Origin of the sequence: Streptococcus sp. Marseille-Q4154 (assembly GCF_916700545.1) — a bacterium.
GTDB lineage: Bacteria > Bacillota > Bacilli > Lactobacillales > Streptococcaceae > Streptococcus > Streptococcus infantis_I.
Genome location: NZ_CAKAKN010000001.1, coordinates 764,285 through 778,619, shown reverse-complemented (window position 1 = coordinate 778,619; position 14,335 = coordinate 764,285). Strand labels below are relative to the sequence as shown.

The window sequence follows — 14,335 nt, the reverse complement described above, 5'->3', positions numbered from 1 at the left end:
GAAGGAGGCTTAGTTAAAGTTTGTCTATAAAATGAACCTATATAACTAACTCGTCTTTCAATTAGTGATTGACGCTACTTTATATTATATTTAGAAACTATCTTAATTTATAAGAAGGATGTATATGATGAATAAAAAGAAAAAGTTTAGTATTTTCTCATTTTTGATATGCTTATTGACAACTATCTTTGTATTTAGTTTGAATAAAACATTTGCTGAAACTCCTGAGGTTTCAGTAACTGGAAAATTCGTAGATACAATCCAAAATGTTAAGGTATCAAATAATGAAGGTGGAGATCTAACTTGGGATTTAGAGCAATGGGCTACATTCCGTATCAATGCAGATTTTAATTTAGCTGGAAAAAATGTTAAGGCTGGGGATCAAACGACACTTACGGTTCCAGAGGCTTTAATGATTACTTCTCAGACTTTTGATATTCCTGATAAGATTACAAAAGAAATCATCGCACACGCTAAAGTTGATGCTACTAACAAAAAATTAACATTAACTTATACAGATTATGTTGAAAAACACTCTGATACTAATGGGGCTTTCTTCTTTTATGCACGTGTTGATTTCAAAAAACACCCTCAACAAGGAGAAATCCCAATTGAGATTACGATAAACAATGAAACAAAACCTGCTGGTAAGGTTACATTTAAAGGTATCGGTGATGGTGATCCAAAACTTTTAACAAAGACTAGTTGGGTTAATGAAGGTGACAAAAGAGAGGTCCAATACACTATTTCAGTCAATCGTACAAAAGAGAATATTCAAGGTGTAACGATTGAGGACCACTTGAAATTTACAAATGCTAGCTATGTAAAAGATAGTATTAAAGTTATCAAAGGTAAATTTGCATTCGTAGATGGAGAATGGCAATTCTCTGACCGTGTTGATGTTACAGATCAACATAAAGTGACATTCGCTGAAGATGGACAATCTTTCGTAGTTGACTTAGGAGATATTACTGAAGCGGACCAATATCGTATTTCTTATAAAGTTCGTCTAAATTATGATCCTGTTGATAAAGAACTCTTGAAAAACGATGCAACTCTAAAAGGCAAAGGAAAAGTTCTTAAAGAAGTAACAAATGGTGCTTTAGTTCAAATCGCTGGTGGGGTTGGTGAAGGTTATGTTTACTCAATCAATATCCAAAAAGTTGATAATGAGAATCAACCGCTTAAAGGTGCTAAATTTAAAGTAGTACGTGAAGCCAACAATCAAGTGATCGGTGAATACGAAACAGATGAAAATGGTAAAATTACTGTTAATGCATTATTAAAAGATAAATATATCTTGACAGAAACAGAAGCACCATCAGGTTATGTCATCAAAGTAGCAGATACAGAAGTTAATGTTGACGATTTTGGAGCTGATCATTCAGTAACTAAAACAATTGTGAATCCAAAAGAAGAAACAACGACTACAACGACCACAACTACTACTGAAGCACCTACGACTACTACAGTAACTACTACTGAAGCACCTACGACTACTACAGTAACTACTACTGAAGCGCCTACTACGACTTCTGTAACTACTACTGAAGCACCTACGACTACTACAGTAACTACTACTGAAGCGCCTACTACGACTTCTGTAACTACTACTGAAGCACCTACAACTTCAACAACCACTACTGAAGCACCTACAACTTCAACAACCACTACTGAAGCACCTACAACTTCAACAACCACTACTGAAGCGCCTACAACTTCAGTAACCACTACTGAAGCACCTACAACTTCAGTAACTACTACTGAAGCACCTACAACTTCAGTAACTACTACTGAAGCACCTACAACTTCAGTAACTACTACAACTCCATCATCTTCTTCTGAAACTACTACTGAAGAAAAACCAGGACTTCCATTTACTGGGGAGAGCAAAGGAACACTTATTGCAGTTCTTGGTTCACTTGTTCTAGTTTCATCGATTATCGTTCTTGCAAAAACTCGTAAAACTGAAAAGGATTAGGCTTATAGAATATAAGATTTAGATTCTCAAGTCTTCAATCATTATAAAACTAAAAGGATTTACTTTTAAAGTGAATCCTTTTACATTTCTTTTAAATAAAAAACTTAAACTGAATAAGTATAAAAAACGATAACTAAATCAGTTTAGTTATCGTTTTTCTATTTTAATCTTTTTCACCAAGTTTACTGTTGATGGTCATCATGATACTTGCAATCTTTTCACCCCAATACGGATCAGAAGCGTAAAGAACGTTCATTCCAGAAGATTTATTGCCAAGATGGGTTCTACCTTCATCAATATAATTCTCTCTGATCCATTTAGCTGCACCTAGGATTCCCTTATCAACATTGTCGAAACTCTTTGCAGAATCATATGGAGTAGTATCATAGGCAGCAATACCAAAGAAGTTATTCTTATCCTTAGCAATCTGACTACGCCCCCATGCACTTTCTAGAGCGCTGTGAGCCATGAGATAGAGTGCATTCACCTGATAGCGTTTCTCCGCTTCTTTGAAGACCTCTCCTTTACCTGCAAGGCGGCTGCCCTGAATATTCATAAGAGAATAAACCTTATTCAATTCTTCAGCTGTGTAATTAGTTGGTTTTCTTAAATCCCTAAATAAGAAAGGATTTTCAACTGTAAAGCTTTCAAAGTTAATACCATCAGCTGAATAATATTTTTTACCAATAGCCATTGATGAACTATGAGGGGCTACACGGATACTTGTGTATGGTGATAACTCATGATAAAGATAATTTCCATCAGATGAATAGTGAGGAATGAAGTCACTATCTGAGCTGACAGCTACTAAATCACTCTTATTCATATAGCCTGAAAGTCCAGAGATTTTGACTGGAATTCGACCGTCTTTGGCTTCATCTCCATCAATCGATACAATACTTCCTTGCGAAATATAGCTGAGTTTCTCACCAGAAGCACTATATACATTTGCTGTAATTGGTTTTACTTTATAGTATGCTGCTGTATCGGAAATCCATTTTCCATTGCTTTGGAAAGAATAGTCTTTTCTGTTAATGGTGAAATTACCAGTTACATATGCCCCATCTTCTTTGAGATAATACCAGGCGTTATAACTTTTATCAAAAATCCACTCATTCTTGGCCATATATCCATAAGATTTGAGATAGTAAGAGCCTTGCCATTGGTTTTCAGCATAAGCACCATCAGATTTTAAGTAGAACCAACTATTATATTTTTTATCAAAGAACCATTCACTTTGAGCCATGGCCCCACTATCTTTTAGGTAGTATTTATCTTTCCATTGACTACTCAACATGACCCCGGCATTGTCAAATAAGTACCAAGAGCTATTAATCTTTCCCCATTTATTACGAACGACTTTTCCTGAATCAGTAGCATAGTACCACTTTTCATCCATTTTTACCCAGTTCTTTTCAGCCATAGCACCGCTAGTCTGAAGAAGATAGTCATTATAAATTGTTTTGCTTAACATGATACCAGTTTCATCAAAACGATACCATGAACCGTTAATTTTTTCCCATTTGTTGCGGATAATCTTTCCTGATTCTGTGGCATAATACCACTTCTCTTCTATTTTTACCCAAGAAGTTTCAACCATAGCACCGCTTTTATTAAAGAGATAGTCATCATAAACTGTATTGCTAAGCATGATACCATCTTGGTTAAAATAATACCAATGACCAGCTATTTTTTTCCAATTCGTAACAGCCTTTTTACTTTCATAATAACGCCATTGACCATTCTCTTTTTGCCAACCTTCTTTGTTGACCTCTTCAGTAATTTCTTCTGTTGAAGAGTTATCCTTGGTAAGGGCTGTTTCTTGTTTCTGTTCAGATTGAGAAGAATCCTTTTCTGCCTTGATTTGTATTTCGTTTTGATTCTGCTTATCCTTCTGCTCTTGACCTTGAGCCTGTTTTTTCTCTTTAGCTTCCTTACTCGTTCCATTTGCTACAGTTTTTTCTGAACTTTGAACTTTGTTTGTAGCTTGGTTCTCCTCTGCTAATACAGTTGTTTTAGAAATCCCGGCCATGGAAAGAACAACTGTACTTGCTAGTAATATCTTTTTCATTTTTATCCTTTCAATTTTAATATCCCTATAGTTTATACTTTTTGCTTGTCATTTCAAAGACGGTAATTATCCATTTTATTATACAATATAATTTCAAATATAAAACTAACATCTTTAAGAAGAAAGAAATTTGTAATATTATTAAAACATTCTAGAAACAAAAGTCCTAAAAAATAGTCGAACAGTAACTGAACGACTACTTTTTATAATAGATCTAAACTTCCACTGTTCTGACATTCTTCTTCAATCGAATCGGGTTTATAACAATCGATAGAAGAGCTAGGATAACAAATCCGATACCAACATACCAGTAAGGAGCATCAAGTGTCGTTGAACGACCGGATAGATTGACAATACCTCGGAATAGTGTCCCTGTTGTAATAATAGCTACTGCCGAATTCCATAAATTAAGGCTAATTCTGGAAAAATATGGAAGGACTTTGAGCAAGATTGCTAGTATTATCCCACCGACCAGAGGTACGGTGAACAAGTAATGCATGTAAACTGATGTCTCTCCAAAACTAAATGCTTCATAAATTCTAGAAAAAGCAAAGAAGAAAATCGTAATTAGTGTATAAGAGATGACTGTTTTCTTAAAACGTTTTTTACCAAGATTAGTAACCGATGTAGACAATATCACTCACCGCCCTTTCTGAAATTTTGTTTCCTCCAGTCGTTGGTTTATTGATAACCTGACCGTTGAAGTAAAGTGTAGAGGATCCCCCACCATCAAGATTGTAGGCAGTTTTTGCACCAGATGATTTCATGACCTCAGCAAGCTGATAAAGAGAGAGACCTTCACTTTCAGATGTACGTCCGTCAGAAACTACAATAATGTAGTGGTTTTCGTCGATAATACCAATAGCTGTACGTGGATTCGAAGCCATAGCTTGTCCGACTTCTTGGTTTTTTCCTACTACTATTTCACCATTTTCAACTAAGGCAGGACCAAAAGCTAAGAGATTAACAACTCCGTCTTTGACTAGTTGGTCAGCTGAAATCTGTTCCTCGTAAACAATCTTGAAAGAACCATCTTTATAAATGGCTAAATCACCATTATTAGAATTTTCACGGACAGTATCACGATAGACAACGCCATTACGGATAACATAACCTGAAGAATTGGCACCGTAATAGTCACCATTGACTGCTAAAATTGCATCATTATCTGCAGCAGTGACAGATGTTTTAGCTGTTACGTTTGTTCCAAATGAGTTTTGAGCAAATGCTGTTTTTAGATATTCTGATGAACTTACTGTAACATCTGCAACATACACTTGGGTATGATTAACCGTCGTTTCAGTCAAATTGATAGAGATATTATCGTCCTTATAACTTGAGTTAGTTACTGTTGCTGTCTTAGCTGCTTGGCTAGCTTGAGCTGTGTTGGAACTTGTATTAGTTGTTGCTACTGCCGAAATAGTTTCAGCGAGTACAAAAGTTTTCAACATTGAGTAACTAAAGGATCCTGTCAAGAGTAAACCGATAACCGAGGCATAAGCATATGGTTTCTTTATAAATTTCATAATACAGTTGATGTCCTTTCCTTAAAAATCAATTTCTTTTGCACTGTCCAAGAGACAGCGAAGAGAAGGATGCCGACGATAACTTTGGCAATCAGAAGGTTGATACCAAAGATTGTAAAGAAGACACGAATCAGTAGCGTGTCTAAAACAAAGAGTCCAACTGCTAGACCAAAGTATCCCATTCCTGTTTTAACAAGGCTATCGTCGTTTTTAAAGACTAGTTTTTTATTTGTAGAGTAGTTAAAAATGGAGCTTGTCACACGAGCTAGTCCGTTAGCTAGGAAGATACGGAAATTAGTCGGCGCTGTTGGTAAAAACAAGATTGCAATAGCGTAAACAAGGTAGTCTACAACAAAACTACTGAGAGATGACAAGGCAAATTTAAAGATATTTTTATAAATCATGAGCCCATCTTTTATTGGTCGGAAGTGTGAATCCTCATTATCATTGATATAGACAGTTTCAATGGGAACTTCTAAAATTTGATATTCTTTAGTAGCCTCAAGTAACATATTCATTTCGTATTCGTAACGATTTCCCTCTATTTTCAACATAAAAGGAATGAGATTTGTTGTAAAAGCACGAAGTCCAGTTTGTGTATCTGTTACACCTACTCCTGTTTGAAGTTTAAAGAGTGCTTTTGTCAAGCTATTTCCGAAACGGCTACGAAGGGGTACTTTACCTGTGAAGGCCCGCACACCCAAGATAAGCTTATTAGGATTTTCAGAAGCTTTGTTAGCCGTACGGAAAATATCCCAAATCTTATGTTGACCATCTGCGTCTGCCGTTACAACCGTTCCGTAGCTATTTTGTTGTTGGATATAAGTAAAGGCCGTTTTAAGTGCTTGGCCTTTACCTTGGTTCACTTGGTGACGGAGCACCGTAGCATATTGTTCTGCTTTATCAAAGATATCTTGACACTTTGATGAACTACCGTCGTCGATAACTAGAATACGAAAATCACTCTTTTCGTGGATTTTTTCGATGAGTTTGATAAGTTTATTATCAGGTTGATAAGCTGGGATTACTATATAGTTCATACCGGCACTCCTTTCTTAGTGATAGTATAACTATACAGAACATCGCTTAAAGATACCTTATATCAGTTTTCTTTAAGAAAAAGTTAAAGAAACTTTAAGACTGGAACTCATTTTCTTTAGAAAGCAAAAACAATCAATATTAATAAATATACAAAAATCCTCAAATAGCAAATGAATTTGAGGATGGAATTTATTATAAAATAAACTATTTATTCTATTTTATCTCTTAATTTCTCGACAAAGAGATAGGCTGCGGGACAAGTTAAAGTATTTTTGATAGTCAGATTATTGATTTGATAAATCTTTTTACGGTCGGTATGTGGAAATTCTCTACAAGCCTTGGGACGGACATCATAAATGGAACAGAGATTGTCACCACCGAGAAATGGACATGGCATTGACTTAAAGACCTTATCACCGTCTTCATCTACCTGTAGAAATTCATCTTCGAAGGCTGGTAATTTCATTTTAAAGTACTTGGCAATGCGTGTGATATCTGCTTCTTTAAAGTCTGGTCCAAGGCTCTTGCAGCAGTTTGCACAGGCTGTACAATCAATTTCTTCAAAAACTTCCTGGTGAATTTCAAGGGCAATCTTATCTAGGTTTTTTGGAGCTTTCTTTTTCAGATTTCCAAGAAATTTACGATGCTCTTTTTGCTTTTGTAAAGCTAATTGGTGATAGTATTCGATATCGATTTCTTTTGACATAGATTCTTTAACATCCTTTTCTGAAACTAGTATACCATAACTGAAAATAAATAAAAACTACTGCCATTAAGGCAATAGTTTTTACAAGATTAGTTGACTTCGACCACCTCAACCATATCTTTGCCAAGTAAGATTAAATATTTTTCAACTTGATCTATTTGGTAAGAACGAGACAAGGCTTCTGCATATAGAGATAATTGACCTCTATAATGTTCAATCAGTTGACTTGGATATTCATAATGATCTGTCTTGTAGTCAAAGAGAACAATTTTATCCTCATAGAGGAGATAACCATCTAAAATTCCACGGACAACAAAGTCTTCCTTACTCTTAGCATCTCTTTTTAACATAGAGAAGGGTTGTTCTCGATAAAGTTTATCTTGATTTGCAAGAATCTCTTGACCAAGATCTGTATTAAAGAAGGACAAGATTTTTTCTAGATTAACTTTATCTTTAACAGCTGAAGTTGCCTGAACTTGCTCCAAGGCTTCTGTCAAGGTTTCCAAAGTAGGTTTCTTAGCGAGATTGATTCGCTGCATGAGTTCATGGGTAGCACTACCAATCTCAGCTCCAGTGACTTTTTCTGTCTTAGAGAAGTCTGGAAGTTCAAACTGAATCATAGTTTCTTTTGGTTTAGATTGACCAGCTACTACTACACCTTCCATATCCATGACTGGTTCATAAAACTTTTTAATCTGACTAGGGGTCTGAACACTTGGAAGATTAATCGCTGCACGGTGGATTTCATTATATACTTCCACTTCTTTCAGCATTTGTAAAGCTTCCCTGATGGTATCAGACTGACGGTTGCTTGCCTGAGAAAGATCTTGAAGCTGGCTTTTAGTTTCCAATTTACCGATAGCTTCTTCTGTCAGTTGTTCTTCACCCTCGAAACGAACACTAAAGTGTAAGTCCTCTTTAGAAAAAGCTTGATAGATGGCCCAAATCCAGTCCTGGAAATTTTGAGCATCTAGCCTGGTTTTACGAGTTAGGAGACCTTGCCCATTTGTCGGGTATTCTTTAGACTCCAACTTTTCTCTCGATCCCTTTCCGACTAGATAAAGTTTTTTCTCAGCACGAGTCATGGCTACATACAGTAAACGCATTAACTCAGAATAGCTTGCTAATTGGAGCTCCTCCTCATTTTGACTATAAGTCAAGCTTGGAATGGATAACTTAATCGTAGATGGAACATATTCCTCTTTTGTATTTATAGCTACTCTAGCCACATACTTAAGGCCAAGACCGTTTTTACGACTTAGGATAACATCAGACATGGAATCTTTCTTGTTAAATTGCTGATCAATATTGAGAATAAAGACATAAGGGAACTCAAGCCCCTTACTTCTATGAATACTCATAAGCTCTACAGCATCCTTAGGTGGCGCTACAGTGACACTTGCAAGGTCGTGCTTGGCTTCCAAGACTTGATCAATCATAGCAATGAAACGAGATAAGCCTTTAAAATTACTCTTTTCAAACTGGTCAGCTCGTAGTGCTAGGGCATAGAGGTTGGCCTGTCTGGCCTGACCATTTGGTAAAGCACCAACATAATCATAGTAGAAACGTTCGCTATAGATTTTCCAAATAAGGTCATAAAGTGAATGAGTTTTTGAGAACAAACGCCAAGAATTAACAGTTTCCAAGAAAAGGTTAAGCTTTTTATGGAGTTCAGATTTTATTAAAACATTTTGGATACTAGTTTGTGCTTGAGCATTAACTAGTTTTTCATAAAAGTTTTCTTGAACCTTATCCTCAGAATTTTGAAGAGCTAAACGAGCTAATTCATCTTCATCAAAGCTAAACATCGGAGACTTCATAAGAGCTACTAAAGCAAAGTCTTGCAGAGGGTTATGGATGACACGAAGAGTATCCAACATAACCTGCACTTCTAAAGATTGCAAATAATTGTTAAGAGCGCCATCCGTTTTAGCTGGGATCCCATATTCCGACAAAGCAAGTAAAACTTGGTCATTACGACTTCTGCTGGCAGTCAAGAGAGCAATGTCATTGAAAGGAACCCCTTTATCATTATGAAGATGCAATATCTCCTTAATGACCATTCGCATTTCACCAGTTAGTTTGTTGGTCGAAAACTCTTCCTCTTCCTTATAATCACCGTCAACATCCTTATCATACAAGAGGACTTCTGCCTTGTTTTCTAGATCTGGGTGTAAATCAGTATTTCCGAAAACAAGTTGATGCATGCCGTCATAAGAAATCTCTCCAACTTCCTCATCCATGAGATGCTTAAAGACGTCATTGGTAGCATTTAGCACTTCTGAACTACTACGGAAGTTTTCCTTAAGCAGTATTAATTGACCTTCTTTGCTATCTTGAGCAAAGCTGTGGAATTTTTCATTGAAGATTTGGGGATCTGCCTGTCTAAAACGATAAATAGACTGCTTGATATCTCCCACCATAAAACGGTTATGTCCGTTAGAGAGGAGCTCTAACATTCTTTCCTGGATATGGTTGGTATCTTGGTACTCATCGACCATAACTTCGTGGAAACGTTCCTGATACTCTTGACGGACCTGAGGGAAGTTTTCCAAAATCTCAATGGTATAGTGGCTAATATCCGCAAATTCGAAGGCATTTTCTTCACGTTTACGCTTTCGATAGGCATCAACAAAATCACTCATGAAAACTTGAAAAGTCATTGCCAAGTCCCAAGACTCTTGATGATATTTTTCTTGGAATTTTAGTAAAGTAATTTGGTCATTTAATGCGTTCAGCTTTTCAAACTTGTCTTTTCTCTCTTGGTTGTATACTTCTTTTATTGCTTGGAGTTCAGCCTTGCGACTAGCATTTGTGAGAGCACGGCCACCCTTATCTTTAGAAATACTCACAACTCGCTCTAGAACTTCTTGATATTGATTAAAAATAGATTCTCTGGTTAAAGCTCCAATTTCATCAAGAACTTGTTGGACAGCTTCTAAGTAGGCTGCTTTCCCAAATTCCTTGGCATCATTCTCTAAATGGTAACGGAAGAAACTTTCCAAATCCCAGAGTCTTTGCTGAATGTCTTGAGCCAGCTTTTCTTTAGAACTTGTAAAATCGGCCTTTTCGAATCCTTTTAAGAAAGAATTCTGTAGCCAGGCCTGAGGATCACTAGTGGATTGTAAGAACTCATAAATCATATAGACCTGTTTACGCAATCCACGTGCATCCTTGCTTTTACCCGCAAAGTTCTTAACCAACTGACTAAACTGTTCTTGTTCCTTAGCTTGGTAGTGTTTTTCAAAAACCTGCCGAAAGACTTCGTTTTTTAAGAGGAGTTGCTCACTTTCATTCTCAAGAATCCGAAAATTTGGGGCGAGGTCAATCAGATAACCATGTTTAGCCAGGAACTTCTGAGTAAAAGAGTCCATAGTTCCGATAGCAGCGTTTGGTAAATCAGCTAATTGTCTTCCAAGATGTTTTTTTAGATCTAAATCTTGAGTCTCTTGGATTTGTTGGCTGATTTTCTTCTCCAAGCGTTCTTTTAACTCGGTTGCTGCCTTTACCGTAAAGGTTGAGATAAAGAGTTGGCGAATTTCTACACCACGCGCTAGTTGATCAAGAATTCGTTCAGCCATGACAAAGGTTTTTCCTGAGCCAGCTGATGCTGAGACCAGAATATTTTGACCAGAACTGTAGATAGCTTGAATTTGCTCGGCAGTTTTCTTAGGTTTCTTGTCAGATTGAGCTTCTTCTATTTGCAACTTTTCAATCTCTTCTTGGGATAAAAATTTCATCGCTCCAACTCCTCTCTAATTTTATTAAACCATGTTTCCTTATCATTGCTCTTAGCAACCTTATCTAACAATCTAGCCTGACCTAAATGGTAATTAGCTTCAAAACCAGTTATCGACTGATATTGTTGGACATATGGGGCAATACTTCTGCCGTCTTCTGTGTAAGGATTGATAGCAAATCTACCAGATAAAATCTTCTCTGCCGCTTTCTTATAAATAAGGGCGTTATAGTCCAGCAATAACTGGAATTCTTCATCAGACAACTGATAGGTCTTGTTTTTATTATATAGTTCACCAAGATTCTTTATTTCTTTTTCAAGAAATAGCCCTTGATATTTCATACTCTTAGTCGTTTCTGCCAAAGCTTTTGAAAGAGTTTTAACAGATTGTAAGGACTGAACTGGCTCAGCCATCTCTAAATACATAGCACCAAAGAAGTCTGTATTTCCTTCTTTCTTAAGAGCAGCTAGATAGGTTGGTAATTGTGAATTAAGGCCGTTATAAAAGAGAGGGAAGTTAAACTGAGTTAGAGAAGATTTGTAATCAACAACACCAATAGCATCACTTATCTTTAAGCGATCTAAACGGTCAACTTTACCACGGACATAGACATTTCTGCCGTTTTCTAACTGAACAAAAGCTTGTTCCTTACCACCAAAGACTGCTTCTTCCTGAATTGTTTCAATTTCAGAATTGTGACGAAGAATGTGCCCAGTTGCACGCGCAACGTCTAAAAGAACTTCCTTGGTTAATTGGGCTTCCAAACTTTCTTGATAAATGGCTTGAAATTCTCGCTCTTGACTGGTTTCAGAAATTGCTTGTTCTAAACGACGATCAAAAGATGTATCAGCAGGAAGTTTCATAGCACGTTCAAAAATACGATGCAAGAAATTCCCATGGCTTCGAGCATCAGGTCGCAGTCCCAATTCTTCCTGCAAGCCTAAGACATATCGAAGGAAATAACTGTATTCGTTTCGATAAAACTCTGTCAATCCTGAAGTTGATAGATAAAAATCTTGATCTTGAGGATACAAGGCTTCCAAAGTTTCAGTAGCTAAGGTCTTACTTTTTGGACTTGTCAGTAGGACAGGATTATCAAGACCTTGATCTTCTAATTTTCTCCCCATGACACGAGCTAGAACCTTGATAAAGGTCAAGTCCTGCTCACTTGTCTCCGTATCACCTTGCTGGTGATAAGCAACAAGACTAGACAAAAGACTATGATAAGAACCAATATCATCCTTTGATAGGTTTTTTCGATCGATTCTCTTTTCAATCTTGCTAAAACCAAAATCCTGCAATTCTTTCAGATAAACTGACTCTTTGCTCTCGTTTTCATTGAGTAGATTAGGCGCTGATAAGACCAATTGTTTCTTGGCAGAGTTTACCAAAGAAAGCATGGTATAGCGATTCTTCTTAAGATTTTCATGGCTAGCAATCAATAATTGAGAGCCCTCTTCAGTACCTTGGTTTAAAACTTCTCTTTCTTCATCACTCAAAAGACTAGTATTTTGGGTGATTTTAGGTAGATGATCCTGGGTTAAGCCAAGTGCATAGATGTAATCAGAAGTCAAAGGCGATATCAAATCATAACTTTGCACCAGAACCGTATCTACCGTTGCTGGGATTGTACGATAATTTGACAATGACATTCCTGAATGAAGAAGAGCCAAGAAATCATCTAAAGCAACCTGAGAACCTTCAAATACAGTAGCAAATTGCTCCATTACGTGGCAAAATGCTTTCCAGACCTCTTCTTGTCTTTCTTGCTCTGCCGCTTCCATCGTTTCAGATAAGGATTGTAATTGCTTGGTCACAGATGCATCCTTCAAAAAGTTATTCCATTTTGTAAGGATATTTTCAGTCTTTTGCTTACGACTGGATAATAAAGCTTCTAGTGGATTTAGGACACGGACACGCAGCTCATTTAATTTTTCTAAATCAAATTTTCCATGATGATTTTTTGTAAATTCTTGTTTAAAGTTAGAAAGACCATCAATACCTAAATAGCGGATATATTGTTCAAAGCTATCGATTTCTTCTTGATTAAGGTTGGTATATAAGCCAGTTCGTAAGAGGTTTACCAAATCTTCTTGACGGAAATAGTACCGTTTAAGACGTCCCACAGATTCTACAAATTGAGTCAAAGGATGATGAGCCATAGACTCACTTTTACCCAGATAGAAAGGAATCTGATATTGATTAAAAATTGTCTGCAATGACAGTTTATAAGACTCTACGTCACCAAGTAAGATACGAAAATTCTTATAGCTCAGTTCTGGCTCTTGGTGCAATTTCTGGCGAATACTACGAGCAACGAGCTCCAGCTCTTCTTTTTGTGTCAGACAAGACCAGATTTGCAAGTCTTCTCTATCCTTAGCATCCACTTCTAAACTGATTTCAGAATAATCATAGGCACTTTCGAGAAGTTTTGACGCTTTGGCAAAAGCATCAAGGTTTTCATGTTCTTGACAGGCATCTTCTGCCTTGGTCTGATATTTAAAAGCTAAATGACGTAGAAACTCAACACTGGCTTGATAGAGGTTCCCTTCACTAAAGGGGCTAGTGTAGGCTTTCTTAGTCGCATATACACCAATGATAATTTCAACACCCTTACGATGAAGCAAATCCACTAGGTGTTCCTCTTCTGCAGAAAAACGGGTAAAACCATCAATGACTAGGGTAATATTGCTAAAATCGCTACTTACCTTGTTTTTTTCGATAGCATCAATCAGATAGGATAATGGACTTCCCTGTGAAACTTGACCTTGATTTAAATACGCTGTTATCTTTTCAAAAATCAAGATTAAATCAGAGCGTTTATCAGCATCTGTCAAACTTTCCAAGTCCAAAAAACTCATCTTTGCAGTTGAAATTTCATGATAAATCTCAATCAGTTGCTGGATGAATTGCGGATCTTGCTTAATAGCTCCGTAAACACGTAAATCCTTCGGATCAATCTCGGACAGACATTTATAGAAAGCCATACCAAGACCGATATCATCGAGACTTGACCTCTCAGGAATATCATTTAAAACCAGATAACGAGCCATTTGGGCGAAGCGTGTGACTGTGATAGCAAAAGAAGCCTGCTGACTCAAGCACTCCAGCACGGCACGTTCCTTTTCAAAAGAAAGAGAGTTAGGGGCGATATAAAAGACTCGTTTTCCTTGGTCAACTAGTCCCTGAGCCTCCTTAGTTAGGATTTCTGTCAAAGAAGTCCGAATATCGGTATAAAGTAGTTTCATCTCTGCCTCATTTGTTTTTGTC

Annotated in this window: 8 protein-coding genes; 1 reads left to right on the top strand and 7 read right to left on the bottom strand. The window is 36.8% G+C overall.

What is annotated here, in order from left to right; all coding sequences use genetic code 11:
- Window positions 1-127: 127 nt before the first annotated feature.
- Window positions 128-1,981, top strand: a complete 1,854-nt coding sequence (locus LG369_RS03915) for an LPXTG cell wall anchor domain-containing protein (protein ID WP_225750494.1) — start codon at window positions 128-130, stop codon at window positions 1,979-1,981.
- 163 nt (window positions 1,982-2,144) lie between these two features.
- On the opposite strand, the gene LG369_RS03910 is transcribed toward LG369_RS03915, so the two are convergent.
- The 7 genes from LG369_RS03910 to rexB form a co-directional block, all read right to left on the bottom strand.
- Entirely contained in the window at window positions 2,145-4,052 is a 1,908-nt protein-coding gene (locus tag LG369_RS03910; protein ID WP_225750312.1) for a glucosaminidase domain-containing protein, read from the bottom strand.
- Between the two features lie 214 nt (window positions 4,053-4,266).
- Window positions 4,267-4,692, bottom strand: a complete 426-nt coding sequence (locus LG369_RS03905) for a hypothetical protein (protein ID WP_225750311.1) — start codon at window positions 4,690-4,692, stop codon at window positions 4,267-4,269.
- On the bottom strand, window positions 4,667-5,578 hold the full coding sequence (locus LG369_RS03900; RefSeq protein WP_225750310.1) for a phosphodiester glycosidase family protein: 912 nt from the start codon (window positions 5,576-5,578) through the stop codon (window positions 4,667-4,669). The genes LG369_RS03905 and LG369_RS03900 overlap by 26 nt, the downstream gene beginning before the upstream one ends.
- The gene (locus LG369_RS03895) at window positions 5,575-6,618 is read right to left on the bottom strand and encodes a bifunctional glycosyltransferase family 2/GtrA family protein (protein ID WP_225750309.1); all 1,044 of its coding nucleotides are present in this window, start codon (window positions 6,616-6,618) and stop codon (window positions 5,575-5,577) included. Before LG369_RS03895 ends, LG369_RS03900 begins: the two co-directional genes overlap by 4 nt.
- A gap of 209 nt (window positions 6,619-6,827) precedes the next feature.
- Window positions 6,828-7,325, bottom strand: coding sequence for a YkgJ family cysteine cluster protein (locus LG369_RS03890; protein WP_070677462.1), 498 nt, complete (start codon window positions 7,323-7,325; stop codon window positions 6,828-6,830).
- 89 nt (window positions 7,326-7,414) lie between these two features.
- A complete protein-coding gene (gene addA, locus LG369_RS03885) occupies window positions 7,415-11,065 on the bottom strand; it encodes a helicase-exonuclease AddAB subunit AddA (protein WP_225750308.1) in 3,651 nt (1,216 codons plus the stop codon).
- Window positions 11,062-14,313: an ATP-dependent nuclease subunit B gene (gene rexB / locus LG369_RS03880; protein WP_225750493.1), complete on the bottom strand. Its 3,252-nt coding sequence runs from the start codon at window positions 14,311-14,313 to the stop codon at window positions 11,062-11,064. Before rexB ends, addA begins: the two co-directional genes overlap by 4 nt.
- Window positions 14,314-14,335 lie beyond the last annotated feature (22 nt).

Bases quoted from the DNA above. Each gene is read 5' to 3' on its own strand.
- LG369_RS03915 (WP_225750494.1), top strand. From the start codon at position 128: ATGAATAAAAAGAAAAAGTTTAGTATTTTCTCATTTTTGATATGCTTA.
- LG369_RS03910 (WP_225750312.1), bottom strand. From the start codon at position 4,052: ATGAAAAAGATATTACTAGCAAGTACAGTTGTTCTTTCCATGGCCGGG.
- LG369_RS03900 (WP_225750310.1), bottom strand. From the start codon at position 5,578: ATGAAATTTATAAAGAAACCATATGCTTATGCCTCGGTTATCGGTTTA.
- LG369_RS03895 (WP_225750309.1), bottom strand. From the start codon at position 6,618: ATGAACTATATAGTAATCCCAGCTTATCAACCTGATAATAAACTTATC.
- LG369_RS03890 (WP_070677462.1), bottom strand. From the start codon at position 7,325: ATGTCAAAAGAAATCGATATCGAATACTATCACCAATTAGCTTTACAA.
- addA (WP_225750308.1), bottom strand. From the start codon at position 11,065: ATGAAATTTTTATCCCAAGAAGAGATTGAAAAGTTGCAAATAGAAGAA.
- rexB (WP_225750493.1), bottom strand. From the start codon at position 14,313: ATGAAACTACTTTATACCGATATTCGGACTTCTTTGACAGAAATCCTA.